Genomic DNA, 14,089 nt, shown 5'->3' with positions numbered 1-14,089 from the left:
CAATCTCCCGCTGGCAATCGGGCGCGGGCGCGGGTATCAGTTGCGGCAGGCGTGGCTGATCCGGCTTTCGGTCTTCAGCCACCCGCAGCAGTCTTCGTCTTGCGATCCGGTTCCGGATCGTCTTCTTCCCTGAAAGGACAGTCCATGAGCGACATCGTGCGTCTCGACAAGGGCCCGCGCATGAGCGAGGCCGTCACCTACAACGGTCTGGTCTATCTCGCCGGTCAGGTCGGCGAACCGGGCCAGAGCGTGGCCGAGCAGACCGCCACCGTGCTCAAGAGCATCGACGATCTGCTGGCTCGCGCCGGCTCCGACAAGTCGCGCATCCTGCAGGCCACCATCTGGCTGGCCGACATCAGCGACTTCGCCGAGATGAACTCGGTCTGGGACAGCTGGGTCGACAAGGACAACCCGCCGGCACGTGCCACGGGTGAATCCAGGCTCGCCGCGCCTGACTACAAGGTCGAGATCATCGTCGTCGCGGCCCAGAAGGCCTGAGCGGTCCGCCGTTTCGACGAGCCTTAGACGAGAAGGCGCCGGCACCCCCGGCGCCTTTTTTGCTTTTGCGCCGTTCGTTGCGACCGCGAGCTTGAGCTGCCTGGCCGGGTCAATGGTCTGGGCGCCTGTTCTCCCTCATGCCATGGCTCGACCATGGCGGGCGGCAGGCGGCCATGAGTGGCGGGCGACGACTTCTGCCGCCGTATATCCCTCCGCCGTTTTCGGATGCCGAAGCGTAACGGCATGGATGCTCGTGTCAGGCCCGAGGCTGACGACGGAGAGGGCGCAGGGACTATCCCCGCGCCTTCGGGTCGAGGCGGCGAATGATGGCGCCCAGTTGCTTCAGGCCGGGGGCGATCCGGTCTTCGGGCACGGCGCCAAAGCCGAGGCGGATGCAGTTGCGATCGTTGGTGGGATGGAGGAAGCGCACGTCGCCGCGTTCGATCAGGACGCCTTCCTTCTGGGCGATGCGTTGCAACTCCGCCAGATCGATCTCCGAGGGGATCTGGACCCAGATGCCGGTCCCGCCCGTGGTCTGGGTCACCCGGCACATGGGCAGATAGGTCTCTGCCGCCCGGAAGATCGCCCGCCACTTGGCGGCGAGCGTCTTGCGCAACCGGCGGATGTGGCTGTCATAGTGGCCTTCTGCCAGAAACAGGGCCATGGCCCGCTGATCCTGAGCCGGCGGATGACGATACATGAGCCGGCGAAGGGCCCGCAGCTCCGCGATCACGTCGGCGCGCGCGGCGATGAAACCCAGGCGCAGGCCCGGGAAAAGCGGCTTGGACAGGCTGCCCACATGGAGCACCCGCTCGCTGCGGTCGAGGCTCTTCACCGAAGGCTTCTGGGCGCCGACGAAATTCAGCTCGTGCTCGTATTCGTCCTCGATGATGATCAGGTCATGCTGCTCTGCCGCCTGCATCAGGGAGAGGCGCCGGTCAAGGGACATGGTGACGTTGGTGGGCGACTGGTGGCTCGGGGTGATGTAGACCAGTTCCGCCCGGGCGAGATCCGCCGTCACACGCATGCCGTTGCTGTCCACCGGCTGGGGCAGGAGGGTTGCCCCCATCGAAAGGAACAGGTTGCGCGTGTCCACATAGCCCGGATCCTCGACCGCCACCGCGGTCCCCGGCCCGCAGAACAGGCTGGCGGTCAGGTAGATGGCGTTCTGGGCCCCCACCGTGATCAGGATGTTGTTCGGATCGGCGCGGAAGCCGCGCTGGGGCAGGATCTTGCGAATGATCTGGTCCACCAGCATGGGGTCATCGCTGTCGACGAGATCCGAGATCCACTTGGGCGCATGCTGGGCCGTTCCGGCCAGCCGCACGCAATCGCGCCAGCGGGTGACCGAGGTCTTGTCCGGCTCGATCTGGCCATAGATGAAGGGATAGGGGTAGCGCCGCCAGTCGGCGGGCTTGTGAATATTTTCCTGCGCCACATAGCTCAGCCGCAGCCGGGAGGCGAGATCGAAGGGCCGCGCCTCGGGCAGTCCGGTGCCGCGATGGGGCGCCATGCGCAGGCTGAGCTGATCGCGCACGGCCTTGTCATTGACGAAGAAGCCACGCCGGGGCAGGGGGACCAGATAGCCGTCTTCCGCGAGCCGCTCATAGACGAGCGAAATGGTGTTGCGCGACACGCCGATCATCCGCGACATCACCCGAGTGGCGGGCAATGGCTCGTGGGTTGGCCAGGCTCCGGCCAGAATCGCCTCGATCAGTCTTTCCTGGATCTGGTGCTGCAGGCGGCGATCCTGATCGAAGGGGGCGGAGAAATAGGCATCGAGCATCGGACTGGCAAAGTCTGGAGAAATCGGAGCGTGCCGCGAGGGCCGCACGGTGTGATCACAATTCTATGATCCCAGCTCATAACCGAAATTGCCACCTCTGGCACCATAGATTTCAACGTCTGGCTCTAAGGCGGACTTAGGCGGCGCAATAGTCTTTTTGGTGCGCCGCAGCGACGGATAATAAAGACACTCAAATGGAGTCCGCGCGCGGCAGTTTTGCACTCCTGTCGGTTCTTCCGCCGGCAGGATTCAAGAGGGGAATATTTTCCATGTCCAAGACTTTTCGTGAGCTGCGTCCCAGCCGTCGCCAGTTTCTCCAGACTTCGGCCGTCGCCGGGGCTGGCCTGGCCATGCCTGCTGTTGTGAGCTCCAGCGTTCTTGCCTCCTCGGGCGAGATCAACATCATGATGTGGTCCGATTATCTTCCGGAAAGCTTCGTCAACGGCTTCACCGAAAAGACCGGCATCAAGATCAATTTCACGGGCATCGGGTCGAACGACGAGATCATCAACAAGCTGAAGGCCACCAACGGCGAAGGCTTTGACATCGTTTCTCCGACCGTGAACCGCAACCTGCTCTGGGCCGATCTCGGCCTGCTGCAGCCGTTCGACATGTCCCGCGTGCCGCTGGACAAGGTCAACCCGGCCATGGCGCTCGGTGAGACCCACTGGAACTTCGCCAACAAGGGCTGCCATTGGCTGCCGCACATCTGGGGCACCGAGGGCATTGCCTGGCGCACCGACGCCTTCACCCCGGCCGGTGAGTTCCCGAGCTACTACGACGTGTGGGATGACGCCAACGCCGGCAAGACCATGGGTCGCGGCCACTCCATGCTGCTCGGTCTGGGCCTTGGTCTGGAAGCCCGCGGCGAGATGGATCCGGGCTCCATGTGGGCGGCCTACGAGACCCCGGAGAAGATGGACGCAGTCTGGTCCAAGCTGGTCGAGATCGCCATTTCCAAGAAGCCGAACATCAAGCTCATCTGGAACGATGCCGATACCCAGAAGAACGGCCTGCTGAACGAAGGCGTCATCGTCGGCCAGACCTGGGACGGTCCCCCGATCGCCCTCAAGTCCGCTGGCGAGCCGGTCATGTACCGTGCGCCGAAGGAAGGCGCGATGGCCTGGGTCGACGGCATGGCTCTGCCGACCGGCGCCAAGAACATCGATCAGGTCTATGCCTTCATCGAGGCAGCCTATGATGCCAAGCTGGCCGGTGAAGCCATCCAGACCCATGGCTACAACTCTCCGGTGATCGGCGCCGATGCCTTTGGCGGTGAAGTCTATGCCAAGAACTTCGCCGACGCCTATCCGGGCGATGCCCTGGCCAACCTGAACGCCTGGCCGGCGGAAGCGCCCTGGTACTCCGAGAAGCGCACCGAATACGCCAACAAGTTCATGTCCGCCTGATCGGCGCCATGACCTGACGCTTCCTCCGGGACTGGGCCCTCGTCGCCCGGCCCCGGACGGGAGCGTGGCCAGATCTTCTTCAAGACAGAACGGCTTCCGGCCCGCGCAGCCTTGCGCGGCAACGGATCCGTGCATTCTCACGTGCATTTCCCAGGGGCGGGGCAGGGCTTCCGATGACCACCAAAGACATCAAGCTGGATCATGTATCGATCCGTTTCGGCGCGTTCACAGCCGTGGACAACGCCCATCTCACCATCAAGGGTGGTGAGTTCTTTTCCTTCCTCGGACCGTCCGGCTGCGGCAAGACCACCTTGCTGCGCTGCGTGTCCGGCTTTACCGAACCCTCCGAAGGCACGGTGTCGATCGGCGGCAAGGACATGCGTGGCGTCGGGCCCAACAAGCGTCCCACCGCCCTGATCTTCCAGAACCTCGCGCTGTTTCCGCTCATGTCGGTTGCCGAGAACATCGCCTTTCCGCTGGAAGTGCGCGGTGTCGGCCGCAAGGAGCGCCGCAAGAAGGCGGACGAGCTTCTCGACATGATCGCCCTGCCGGGCGTGGGCGACAAGAAGGTGCACGAGCTCTCAGGCGGTCAGCGCCAGCGCGTCGCCATTGCCCGCGCGCTCGCGGTCGAGCCCGACATCCTGCTGCTCGACGAACCCCTGTCGGCGCTGGATCTCAAGCTGCGCCACCACATGCGCACCGAATTGCGGGCCATCCAGCAGCGCGTCGGCCTGACCTTCATCTACATCACCCATGACCAGGGCGAGGCCCTGACCATGTCCGACCGGATTGCGGTGATGAATGCGGGTGTCATCGAGCAGATCGGCGATCCGGAGACCATCTACAACAAGCCGAAGACCGCCTTCGTGGCCTCCTTTGTCGGCGAGACCAATGCCATTTCCGGCAAGGTGACCAGCCAGAGCGACGGGATCGTTTCCGTGCAAACGCCGCTCGGGGTGCTGAAGGGCACGGCCGCCGGCGGGCGTCACTACAAGGCCGGCGACGAATGCTTCGTCTTCGTGCGCCCGGAACAGCTCGGCCTGGTTGGCGCGCCCGGTGCCATCCAGTCGATGGACAATCAGCTCACGGTTCAGGCGGTGAAGGAAGAGTTCGAGGGCAATGCCCGTCACCTCTTCCTCAATGCCCAGGGCCAGGACCTGCGTCTCAGCCGCACCAATCTGGGCGGGGTGAGCGATCATCTGGCGGGTCAGGCGGTGCAGGTGGGCTTTGCGGCGGATCAGGCAATCGTGCTGCCGCACGGTTCCCTGGCAGGAGCCTGACCCATGGGTGTCCTGCAACAAGGTCTTTCCGCCTTCACCCGCAAGCACGGGCTTGGGGTCGCGTGTTTCATCGGCCTCTCGGTCTTCGTCTGGGTGGTGTTCCTCATCGTCCTGCCGCAGCTGTCGATGCTGGACTTCTCCTTCCGCTACAACCTGCCGCGGGCCGAGGTGGGCGGCCCCGCCGATGTCTATACCCTCGACAACTACGCCTATTTCTTCCAGGGCAATGACGGCACGTTCAACGCGCTCGACATTGGCATCCTGGTCAAGACCATGGTGGCCGCCGTCATCGTGACCGTGATCGACATCGCCATCTGCTATCCGATCGCCTTCATCCTGGCCCACTCGGCCACGGGTGTCGCGGCGCGGCTCATGGTCATCGGCCTGATCGTGCCCTTCTGGGTGAACGAGATCCTGCGTGCCTTCGCCTTCCGCGTGCTTTTCGGTGCCACCGGTCTGGTCAATTCCATTGGCCTGTCGGCCGGGTTCTGGGATGTGCCGATCGACTTCATCCGCGCTGACGTGGCCCTCTATTCCGGCCTCGTCTATGCCTACATCCTCCTGATGATCTTCCCGATCTTCAACGCGGTGGAGGCACTCGACCGCAACCAGATCGAGGCGGCCCGCGACATGGGGGCGAGCTGGTGGCGCGTGCACTGGCGTGTGGTTCTGCCCATTGCCAAGCCGGGCATCGTCTCCGGCGCGACCATGGTCTTCATGCTGACGGCCGGCGCGCTTGCCGCCCCGCAGATCCTTGGTGGTCCGTCCAACCTGTGGTTCACCCAGCTCATCTACCAGTGGTTCAACGAAAGCGCGAACTGGCAACGCGGCTCGGCCTATGCGGTCGTGCTCCTCGTCGTCTGCATCAGCTTCGTCATGATGCTCATGCGCGTCTTCAAGGTATCCATCGGGGAGATCGGACGATGAACAGACAGACCGGTGGCGGCCCGCTGGCCGTCGGATACGCGCTGCTCTTCTTCGCGTTCCTCTTCGGGCCGCTGATCATCATGGTGATCACTGCCTTCAACTCCTCCTCCTTCCCGCGGGTCACGCCCTGGGAGTGCTTTACCACCGAATGGTTCGGGGTGCTCTTCGGCAATGGCCGGCTGATGAACGGTCTGCTCAACAGCGTCGTCATCGGCATCGGCGTGGTGCTGATCGCCGTGCCCATCGGGCTTGCCGGGGCGCTGGCGCTCTCCGAACTCGGGCCGAAGCTGCGCGCGGCGCTCTACACGGTGCTGATCACGCCGATCCTGGTTCCGGGTGTGGTGCTCGGCATCTCGACCATCGTCTTCTGGGGCGCTCTCGGGCGCTCCGTGGGGGCGGGGTATGACAGCATGTTCTTCAACGGCATGTTCCTGACCCTGATCGGTCAGGTCACCTTCATCGCCGCCTATGCCATGCTGGTTTTCATCGCCCGTCTGCAGCGCTTCGACCCGACCCTGACCGAGGCGGCCCTCGATCTGGGGGCGACCCCGGGACAGGCCTTCGTCAAGATCCTGCTGCCCTTCCTGGCGCCCGCCATCGGTTCGGCCGCCTTCCTGACGCTCCTTGCCAGCTTCGAGAACTACAACACCACCGTGTTCACGATCATGGCGGACAGCACCTTCACCACGGCTCTGGCCTCGAAGGTGCGTCTGGGGACGGATCCCTCGCTCTCGGCGCTGGCGGTGATCATCATCGGCATCACGCTGATCGGGGCAATCGTCAACGAGGCCTGGACCCGCCGGGCGGAGGCCCTGCGCTCGGGTTGCGCGGCCCGCTCCGCCGTCTATGGCAATCCGGCCCTTGCCGTGATCGTTCATCCGGCGACGGTTCTCGTGTTGCTGCTGGGTCTCGTGGGCTATCTCGCCTGGAGCGGCACCCAGCACGATGCGGGCGTCTGCAAGCAGCAGATCCTCGACGAGAAGCTCGCCCGTCAGGAGCAGCTTCTGGAGGAACAGCGCCAGCGCATCCGGGATCAGAAGGCGGCGGAAGAGGCGACCGGAACCGTGACGAAACCGGCAAGCCCGTCGGCCTTCGGGGGCGCCTTCAACGGTCTCGCCCCGAGCCCGGCCGCTCCGGCAACGCCTGCAACTCCCAAGGCACCTTCCGCCTTCGGTGGCGCCTTCAACAACCTGGCGCCAAAGACAGACTAGGGGGGAGAGACCTCACAAGACAGCGAAACGGCGCCGAAAGGCGCCGTTTCTTGTTTCAGCAGGGGGGTCGGGTCGCCGGGAGGACTGTCTCAGCGCTCACCCGGTTCCGCCCGCAGGCGCGTGGTGTCGGGCGACAGGGTCTGGGCCGCCTCTTCCACCGGCTGTTCGGTGAAGCCCTCGAGAGAGGCGAACTCCGCCGCATCGCGCTGAATCTCCACCGGGCTCGCGCCATAGGCGGTCACCAGCTCCGCCAGCGACCGCAGGGCATGCATGTGGATGCGCTCATAGCCGTGGCTGGCATCCACCCCGAAGGTGATGAGGGCCGTGCGCACATCGGCGCCCGCTTCCACCGCAGAGGCCGCATCCGAGCGATAGTAACGGAAGACGTCCTTCTGGTGCTTGATGGCGTTTTCCGCGCAGAGCCGGGCGATCTTGCGGGTCAGGTGATAGTCGAAGGGGCCGGTCTGGTCGCCCATGGCAATGGTGACGCCGAATTCCTCCGAGGCCTGTCCGGGGGCCGAAGTGCCATTGTCGATGGCAATCAGGCTGGCAATGTCCGGGGTCAGGATGGACGAGGCCCCGTGACCGGTTTCCTCTGCGATGGTGAAGAGCCAGAAGAGATCGACGGTCGGCACCGTGCCACTGTCCAGAAACGCCTTCAGGGCGGCCAGCATCACCGCCACACCGGCCTTGTTGTCCAGATGGCGCGAGACGATGTAGCCGTTGTCGAGAAACTCCGGCTGCGGTTCCACCGCCACGATGTCGCCGATCTCGATGCCCAGCTTGTCGAGGTCGGCCTTGCAGCGGGCATAGGCATCCACCCGCAACTCCACGAAGGGCCAGCCGACGGGCAGGCTGTCCACCTCGTCGTTGTAGGTGTGGCCGGAGGCCTTGAGCGGCAGGATCGTGCCGCTGTAGGCCCCGCTTTCGGTAATCACCCGCACCCGCGCGCCTTCGGCAAAACGGGCCGACCAGGTGCCGATGGGCACCAGTTCCAGCCGGCCGTTCTCCTTCAACCCCTTCACCTGGGCGCCCAGCGTGTCCAGGTGGGAGACGAAGGCGCGGGCAGGGCGGGTGGACCGGCCGGGCAACCGCGCCCGCACGGCACCGCGCCGGGTCAGTTCATAAAACACCCCGAGGCGGTCCAGCTCCTCGCAGACATGGCGCGCCACCTCATCGGTGAAGCCGGTGGGGCTGGGAATGGCGAGCAGGGCGTTCAGGGTGTCACTCAGATAGTCGATGTCGATGGCAAGCATGGGCCGCACCTCACGAACGTCCGCCAGCCGCCTCGCGCCCCTGGCCCGAACGGCTCAGGGCGTCGCGAACCGACTGCGGCATGGAGAGTGGGAAGAGGAAGTCGACGAACCGCTCGGCGGTGGGCTGGGGCTCGTGGTTGGCCAGCCCCGGCCGTTCGTTGGCCTCGATGAAGCGATAGTCGTCTTCCCGTGGCGAGCGGACCATGAGGTCGATGCCCGTGACCGGGATCTCGATGGCGCGGGCCGCCCGGATGGCCGCATCGATCAGCACATGGCTGGTCTCGCCGGTCACATCGTGGATCGTGCCGCCCGTATGCAAGTTGGCGGTCTTGCGCACGGTCACCGCGCGGCCATCGGGAACGATGCTGTCCCAGTCGAAGCCCTCCGCCTTCAGGCAGCGCTCGGTCTCCCGGTCCATGGGGATGCGGGATTCGCCCCCCGTGGCCGCAGCCCGGCGCCGGGACTGGGCCTCGATGAGCTCGCGGGCGGTGGCCCGGCCGTTGCCCATGATTTCCGCCGGGCGGCGGATGGCGCAGGCGACCACCTTGTAGTCGATGACCACGATGCGCAGGTCCTGCCCCTCGACGCATTCCTCGATCAGCACGTCGCTGGAATAGGTGCGCGCGGTCTCGATGGCCGCTTGCAATTCGTCCAGGGTGGTCAGCCCGATGGAAATGCCCTTGCCCTGTTCGCCGCGCACGGGCTTGACCACCACCGACCCATGGGTTTCGAGGAAGGCCTTTTCCTGCTCCGCGTTGCCCGCCAGGATCTGTTCGGGCACCCGGACACCGGCCTCCTTCACCACCCGGTGGGTCAGCTGCTTGTCGTCGCAGATCGACATGGCGACGCCGGAGGTGAAGTCGGTCAGGCTTTCCCGGCAGCGCACCGAACGACCGCCATAGGACAAGCGGAAGATGCCGCCGGGGGCGTCGATAATGTCGGTGCGGATGCCGCGCCGCCGGGCTTCCTTGACGATCAGCGCCGCATAGGGGTTCAGCCCGTCCTCTTCCGGGTTGGGCCCCGCATAGAGCTTCTCGTTGATGGAGTTGCGCAGCTTGACCGTGAAGAGCGGCACCCGCTCGAAACCGAGCTTCTCGTAGAGCGCGATGGCCTGGCTGTTGTCATGGAGCACGGAAAGATCCATGTGCGAAAGTCCGCGCCCCTTGAACTGCTCGGCCAGACGGCGCACCAGCGCCTCGCCGATGCCGGGGAAGCGCGCCTGCGGCGACACGGCCAGACACCAGAGCGAGGATCCACTGTCGGTCCCGTTGGTGGCCAGCTCGTGATTGACCCCCATGGCGGTGCCGACGATGGCGCCGGTCTCGTCCTCCTCGGCCACCAGAACGGTCAGATTGCGCTGGTCGATGCGGTTCCAGAAGAAATCGAGGGAGACCGGCACCATCTGGCGGCTGGCATAGAGCACGTTGATCGCCTCCGCATCGCTGCGCGAGGCGAGTCGGCGCACGGTGAAGCCCCTGCGCCGGTTGCGGGCCGGGCGATAGGTCGCCAGATCCATGCGATAGGTGTGGGACGGATCCAGAAACAGCTCCTGAGGTGCCGCGGCCAGCAGCACATGCGGGTCGCGCACATAGAAGGCGATGTCGCGCTGGTCCGGCCGCTCGTCCCTCAGAACCGCAAGCAGGTCCTGAGGATCGGAGAAGGTGTTGGCGAAGATCAGTCGACCCCAGCCGCACTCGGCGATGCGGTTCTTCTGGTTCTCCTGCTCCAGCTGCCGGTATTCGGGCTTTCCGCCCTGGTCGCGCATGCGCTTGAGCCGGTGGGTCAGCCGGTGGTCCTGCGCAGAGGTCTTGCGCCGCAGTGCCTCGTTGTCGGCCATAGGGGTCAGACCTCCTGCGCCTGCAGCCACATTTCCAGAAGCGCGACCTGCCAGAGCTCGGACCCGCGCAAGGGGGTGATGTGCTCGGTCGGCGCGGCAAAGAGCTTGTCGAGATAGGCCGGATTGAACAGGCCGCGCTCGCGCGCCTTGCTGCTGGTGAGGGTGTCACGCACCATGTTCAGATAATCGCCCTGGATGTATTTCAGCGCCGGAACCGGGAAGTAGCCCTTCGGCCGGTCGATTACCGCGGAGGGGATGACCTTGCGCGCGGCGTCCTTCAGGACGCCCTTGCCCCCATGGGCGAGCTTGTGGCGGGCGGGAATGCGGCCGGCCAGCTCCACCAGCTCATGGTCCAGGAAGGGAACGCGCGCCTCCAGACCCCAGGCCATTGAGTGGTTGTCGACCCGCTTCACCGGATCGTCCACCAGCATGACGTTGGTGTCGAGACGCAGGGCCTTGTCCACCGGATCATCCGCGCCGGGGCGGGCAAAATGCGCCTCCACGAAGGCCAGGCTTTCATCGCGCGAGGTCAGATAGGCCGGGTTCACCGCTTCCGCCATGCCCGCACGGGTCCGGTCGAAGAAGGCGGCCGCATAATCGGCGGCAGGTGTGCTGGATCCCTGCATCTTCGGATACCAGTGATAGCCGGCAAAGACCTCGTCGGCGCCCTGACCGGACTGGACCACCTTGATGTGCTTAGACACCTCCCGCGACAGGAGATAGAAGCCGATGTTGTCATAGGAAACCATCGGCTCGGACATGGCGCGGATGGCGCCCGGCAGGTTCTGCCGCAGTTCCGAGGAGGGAATGAAGATCTGGTGGTGATTGGTGCCGTAATGGGCGGCAATCAGGTCGGAATACTGGAATTCGTCGCCTTTTTCCCCGTTGGCTTCCTCGAAGCCGATGGAGAAGGTGGCGAGATCCTTCTGCCCTTCCTCCGCCAGCAGGCCGACGATCAGGCTGGAATCCACACCGCCGGACAGCAGCACGCCGACCGGCACATCGGCAACCATGCGGCGGCGCACGGCGGTGCGCAGGCCTTCCAGCACCATCTCGTTCCATTCTTCCTCGGAGCGGGCGAGATCTTCCGTGCTCTTGGTGAAATCCGGTTCCCACCAGGTGATGTCGCGGGCGCTGCCATCGGTCTCGATCGTGCGGATCGTGGCCGCCGGCAGCTTGCGCACGCCATTCAGGATGGTGCGCGGGGCCGGAACGACCGCGTGCCAGCTCATGTAATGTTCCAGCGCCACCGGATCGATGGACGTGTCCACGTCGCCGCCGGCAAGAAGTGCGGGCAGGGAGGAGGCAAAGGCGAGGCGCTGGCCCTTTTCCGCATAGTAGAGCGGCTTGATGCCGAACCGGTCGCGGGCCAGATGCAGTCGGCCGGAGCCGTGTTCGTGGATGGCGACCGCAAACATGCCGTGGAAGCGGGAGAAGCAGTCGGTGCCCCACTGGGCGAAGGCCTTCAGGATGACTTCCGTGTCCGAGGTGGAGGCAAAGTCATGGCCGAGGCCGATGAGTTCGGCCCGCAGGTCCTGATAGTTGTAGATGCAACCGTTGAAGACGAGGGTGAGACCGAGTTTTGCGTCGGTCATGGGCTGCGCGCCCAGGTCGGAGAGGTCGATGATCTTCAGGCGCCGGTGACCGAAGGCCACGCGTCCGCGCATGGTGACGCCCATGGCGTCCGGGCCCCGCGCGGCCATGGCCTGGGCCATCCGGTCCACCCGGGCGGTGTTGGCCATGTCGTTGTTGAAGGTGATCTCTCCGCAAATGCCACACATCTGTCGGTTATTCCTTTTCCGTTTCGGCTCCGCCGGGCGTCCAAACGCCACGGGCGGGAAAGGGCTGAGCGCACGCGCCACCGCGCGTGACTGGTCTTTGGGTCGCAGCCCCCAATCATCCTCCTCCTTGTCACGACGGATCCGGTCGGAGCCGGGACAGATCACGCCGCGATCCGCGAGGCGCGACGGCGATCAGACAGGCGTCATCGTGCGAGCGAAGAGGTTCACTCGGAAACTCAATGGATGAGCGGCCGGATAGTTGCATAAAGTCATGCAAAAAGGGCAGAAAATCTCAAAATGGGAGTTTTCTGCCGCTGGCGGCGAGTGAAAAAGTTATAGATAGCCGTCAAAGCACCAGAATCGGCACGGTCTCGCCAGGGTCCAGCGCAGGGGCGTGGGGCGGGCGGACGACCAGCGCTCCGGATTGAGCCAGCAGCGCCAGCATGGAGCTGTCCTGCCGGGTGAAGGGGGTGACCCGGAGGCTGCCATCGGCAGCAGTTTCGAGGGTGGCGCGGACATAATCCTGGCGCCGGTCATTTTCTGGAAGCGCTGCCGTGAGGGTGGCGGTGCGGTGGCCTGCCGTGATCTCCTGTCCGAGCAGGCGCGCCATGAGCGGCTTGAGGAAGAGCAGGGAACAGACGAGGCTGGAGACCGGGTTGCCGGGCAGGCCGAGTACCTTTGTCGCGCCCAGATGGCCGGCCATCAGCGGCTTGCCGGGGCGCATGGCAATGCGCCAGAAGGCCAGATCCATGCCCGCGTCGCCCAGTACCTTCTGCACCAGGTCATGATCGCCGACCGAGGCTCCGCCCAGGGTGACGAGAATGTCGGCCTTCGCCTCGATGGCGCGGGCGACATGTCCCGCCATTTCCATCGGCTCGTCGCGGGAGATGCCGAGATCCAGCGGCACACCGCCGCAATCCTCGACCAGCGCGGCAACGCCCGCATGGTTGGAGGCAATGATCTGGTCCGCTGCCGGCGTCTCGCCGGGGCGCACCAGCTCGTCGCCGGTGGCCAGAATGGCAACGACCGGCTTGCGCCGCACGGGAAGGCGCGGATGGTTCATGGCCGCGGCCAGCGCCAGATCCCGGTAGCAGAGCGTGCGCCCGGCGGTCAGCAGCACGTCGCCCTGCTTGAAGTCGAGACCGGCGGGCCGGACGAAGGCCGAGGCGCGGGGGATCTCGTTGACGAGGATCACGTCTCCGTCTTCCTCATTCAAGGCGGTGACATCTTCCTGGATGACGATCGTGTCTGCGCCGTCGGGCAGCGGGGCGCCCGTGAAGATGCGAAGGGCCTCGCCGGGCCCGAGGGTGCCCGCAAAGGCATGACCTGCGGGTGCTGCCCCGATCACTCGCAGGCGCGGGACGGGAGAGCCCTGAAGATCTGCGTGGCGCACCGCATAGCCATCCATGGCCGAGGCGGCAAAGGGTGGCTGGGTGCGGGTTGCGGCCATGTCCTGCGCCAGGACGCGCCCGTTGGCATGCGCCAGATCCACCCATTCGCTGGCGAGCGGCTCAACACCGGTCAGCAGGCGGTCGAGGGCGTCAGCAACGGGCATCAGGCTCATGGGTATCGCTTTCTGTCAGGTTCCGCCGGTGGTTCCGGTGCGCGCGTCTTCTTCCGCCGTCCAGTGACCGGACTTTCCGCCCGCCTTTTCCAGCAGGCGGATGGCGCCGATCACCATGCCCCGGTCCACGGCCTTGGCCATGTCATAGACGGTCAGGCAGGCGACGGAGCAGGCGGTCAGCGCCTCCATCTCCACGCCGGTCTGGCCGGAGACGCGGGTGAGCGCGGTGACCCGCAGGCCGGGCAGGGCCGGGTCCGGCTCGATGTCCACGGTCACCTTGGTCAGCAGCAGAGGATGGCAGAGCGGGATCAGCTCGTGGGTCTTCTTGGCGGCCATGATGCCGGCAATGCGGGCCGTGGCCAGCACGTCGCCCTTCTTGGCATTGCCCGACAGGATCAGGTCCAGGGTCTCCTGCCGCATGGTGACCGTGCCCTCGGCGACCGCGATCCGGGAGGTCACGGCCTTTTCGGACACATCCACCATGTTGGCGGCGCCCGTCGGATCGATGTGGGTCAGGCGCGGGCTGTCGTCGCTCATCAT

The 14,089-nt window shown here is 65.3% G+C and carries 11 protein-coding genes; 5 read left to right on the top strand and 6 right to left on the bottom strand.

Annotation, left to right across the window (positions count from 1 at the left end; genetic code table 11):
• Positions 1-144: 144 nt before the first annotated feature.
• On the top strand, positions 145-498 hold the full coding sequence (locus FR728_RS07415; RefSeq protein ID WP_149891934.1) for a RidA family protein: 354 nt from the start codon (positions 145-147) through the stop codon (positions 496-498).
• 292 nt (positions 499-790) lie between these two features.
• Here the strand turns inward: FR728_RS07415 and FR728_RS07410 are convergent, their stop codons facing one another.
• A complete protein-coding gene (locus FR728_RS07410; RefSeq protein WP_149891933.1) occupies positions 791-2,284 on the bottom strand; it encodes an aminotransferase-like domain-containing protein in 1,494 nt (497 codons plus the stop codon).
• A 269-nt stretch (positions 2,285-2,553) separates the two neighbouring features.
• Between FR728_RS07410 and FR728_RS07405 the strand changes: the two genes are divergently transcribed.
• From FR728_RS07405 to FR728_RS07390, 4 genes are all read left to right on the top strand, one after another.
• Positions 2,554-3,693 carry a substrate-binding domain-containing protein gene (locus tag FR728_RS07405; protein WP_149891932.1) on the top strand — a complete coding sequence of 380 codons (1,140 nt, stop codon included), beginning with the start codon at positions 2,554-2,556 and terminating at the stop codon, positions 3,691-3,693.
• Positions 3,694-3,866: 173 nt separating this feature from the next.
• Positions 3,867-4,973 carry an ABC transporter ATP-binding protein gene (locus FR728_RS07400; RefSeq protein ID WP_149891931.1) on the top strand — a complete coding sequence of 369 codons (1,107 nt, stop codon included), beginning with the start codon at positions 3,867-3,869 and terminating at the stop codon, positions 4,971-4,973.
• A gap of 3 nt (positions 4,974-4,976) precedes the next feature.
• Positions 4,977-5,900 (top strand): ABC transporter permease, encoded by a 924-nt coding sequence (locus tag FR728_RS07395; protein WP_149891930.1) that lies wholly within the window; start codon positions 4,977-4,979, stop codon positions 5,898-5,900.
• The gene (locus FR728_RS07390; RefSeq protein ID WP_149891929.1) at positions 5,897-7,111 is read left to right on the top strand and encodes an ABC transporter permease; all 1,215 of its coding nucleotides are present in this window, start codon (positions 5,897-5,899) and stop codon (positions 7,109-7,111) included. The genes FR728_RS07395 and FR728_RS07390 overlap by 4 nt, the downstream gene beginning before the upstream one ends.
• A gap of 89 nt (positions 7,112-7,200) precedes the next feature.
• Here the strand turns inward: FR728_RS07390 and FR728_RS07385 are convergent, their stop codons facing one another.
• The 5 genes from FR728_RS07385 to moaC all read right to left on the bottom strand — a co-directional run bounded on the left by FR728_RS07385 (position 7,201) and on the right by moaC (position 14,086).
• Complete coding sequence (locus tag FR728_RS07385) at positions 7,201-8,367, bottom strand: osmoprotectant NAGGN system M42 family peptidase (RefSeq protein ID WP_149891928.1); 1,167 nt, start codon at positions 8,365-8,367, stop codon at positions 7,201-7,203.
• A gap of 10 nt (positions 8,368-8,377) precedes the next feature.
• Positions 8,378-10,204: an N-acetylglutaminylglutamine synthetase gene (gene ngg, locus FR728_RS07380; RefSeq protein ID WP_149891927.1), complete on the bottom strand. Its 1,827-nt coding sequence runs from the start codon at positions 10,202-10,204 to the stop codon at positions 8,378-8,380.
• Positions 10,205-10,209: 5 nt separating this feature from the next.
• Positions 10,210-11,985, bottom strand: a complete 1,776-nt coding sequence (locus FR728_RS07375; protein WP_149891926.1) for an N-acetylglutaminylglutamine amidotransferase — start codon at positions 11,983-11,985, stop codon at positions 10,210-10,212.
• A gap of 346 nt (positions 11,986-12,331) precedes the next feature.
• On the bottom strand, positions 12,332-13,549 hold the full coding sequence (locus FR728_RS07370) for a molybdopterin molybdotransferase MoeA (RefSeq protein WP_149891925.1): 1,218 nt from the start codon (positions 13,547-13,549) through the stop codon (positions 12,332-12,334).
• Between the two features lie 15 nt (positions 13,550-13,564).
• Complete coding sequence (gene moaC / locus FR728_RS07365; protein WP_149891924.1) at positions 13,565-14,086, bottom strand: cyclic pyranopterin monophosphate synthase MoaC; 522 nt, start codon at positions 14,084-14,086, stop codon at positions 13,565-13,567.
• Between the last annotated feature and the right edge of the window lie 3 nt (positions 14,087-14,089).

Source organism: Roseibium aestuarii, from assembly GCF_008477545.1.
Lineage (GTDB): Bacteria > Pseudomonadota > Alphaproteobacteria > Rhizobiales > Stappiaceae > Roseibium > Roseibium aestuarii.
The sequence above is the reverse complement of the archived record's forward strand: the minus strand, read 5'-3'. Positions and strand labels throughout refer to the sequence as shown.

What these genes read in the sequence shown, in the direction of transcription:
- FR728_RS07410 (WP_149891933.1), bottom strand. Translation starts at nt 2,284, where the DNA reads ATGCTCGATGCCTATTTCTCCGCCCCCTTCGATCAGGATCGCCGCCTG.
- moaC (WP_149891924.1), bottom strand. Translation starts at nt 14,086, where the DNA reads ATGAGCGACGACAGCCCGCGCCTGACCCACATCGATCCGACGGGCGCC.
- FR728_RS07385 (WP_149891928.1), bottom strand. Translation starts at nt 8,367, where the DNA reads ATGCTTGCCATCGACATCGACTATCTGAGTGACACCCTGAACGCCCTG.
- FR728_RS07400 (WP_149891931.1), top strand. Translation starts at nt 3,867, where the DNA reads ATGACCACCAAAGACATCAAGCTGGATCATGTATCGATCCGTTTCGGC.
- ngg (WP_149891927.1), bottom strand. Translation starts at nt 10,204, where the DNA reads ATGGCCGACAACGAGGCACTGCGGCGCAAGACCTCTGCGCAGGACCAC.
- FR728_RS07375 (WP_149891926.1), bottom strand. Translation starts at nt 11,985, where the DNA reads ATGTGTGGCATTTGCGGAGAGATCACCTTCAACAACGACATGGCCAAC.
- FR728_RS07415 (WP_149891934.1), top strand. Translation starts at nt 145, where the DNA reads ATGAGCGACATCGTGCGTCTCGACAAGGGCCCGCGCATGAGCGAGGCC.
- FR728_RS07370 (WP_149891925.1), bottom strand. Translation starts at nt 13,549, where the DNA reads ATGAGCCTGATGCCCGTTGCTGACGCCCTCGACCGCCTGCTGACCGGT.
- FR728_RS07395 (WP_149891930.1), top strand. Translation starts at nt 4,977, where the DNA reads ATGGGTGTCCTGCAACAAGGTCTTTCCGCCTTCACCCGCAAGCACGGG.
- FR728_RS07390 (WP_149891929.1), top strand. Translation starts at nt 5,897, where the DNA reads ATGAACAGACAGACCGGTGGCGGCCCGCTGGCCGTCGGATACGCGCTG.
- FR728_RS07405 (WP_149891932.1), top strand. Translation starts at nt 2,554, where the DNA reads ATGTCCAAGACTTTTCGTGAGCTGCGTCCCAGCCGTCGCCAGTTTCTC.